At 68.8% G+C, this 503-nt stretch carries 1 protein-coding gene and 1 tRNA gene; one reads left to right on the top strand and one right to left on the bottom strand.

Annotated elements, in window-relative coordinates:
* The first annotated feature begins 24 nt into the window (after window positions 1-24).
* Window positions 25-112: transfer RNA gene (locus tag L6Q96_23720), tRNA-Ser, on the top strand.
* Between the two features lie 16 nt (window positions 113-128).
* On the opposite strand, the gene L6Q96_23725 is transcribed toward L6Q96_23720, so the two are convergent.
* Window positions 129-407, bottom strand: a complete 279-nt coding sequence (locus tag L6Q96_23725) for a type II toxin-antitoxin system VapC family toxin (GenBank protein ID MCK6557554.1) — start codon at window positions 405-407, stop codon at window positions 129-131.
* Between the last annotated feature and the right edge of the window lie 96 nt (window positions 408-503).

A 503-nucleotide genomic window follows, 5' to 3' on the forward strand; every position in this document is an offset into this window, starting at 1 on the left:
CGGGCCTACACTAACGCTCCCGACGGAGGGGTGCCGGAGCGGTCGAACGGGCCGGTTTTGAAAACCGGTAGCCCGCAAGGGCTCGGGGGTTCGAATCCCTCCCCCTCCGCCACCTTGATCGACTGTTCTCAGTAGCTGAGCACGGCAAGCCCGGGCACCAGCGCGAAGTGCGCCGTGTTCCGCGTCAGCACTGAGTGGCCGCCCACGACGCAGACGGACGCGATCAGCGCAGCAATGTCGCCGATGGGCGTGCCCGCGTCTTGCAGCGCCCCGACAATCCGCCCGAACACCTCCGCGGCGCGCCGGTCGAGATCCAGGATCGGGAGAGGTCCGACAACGGCCTGCATCCTCGTGATCTCGGCGCCCTGATCGACCGAGCGATAGACCCCGACCCGAAGCCCGGCCACGTTGAATCTCGTCGTAACGACCGTCTCACCTGCGGCTTCTTACGCCTCCACCCGGCTGCGGGCACGCTCCCGGCTCCGGCGCCCGGACACGCCAGC

Source organism: Candidatus Binatia bacterium (genome assembly GCA_023150935.1).
Lineage (GTDB): Bacteria > Desulfobacterota > Binatia > HRBIN30 > HRBIN30 > JAKLJW01.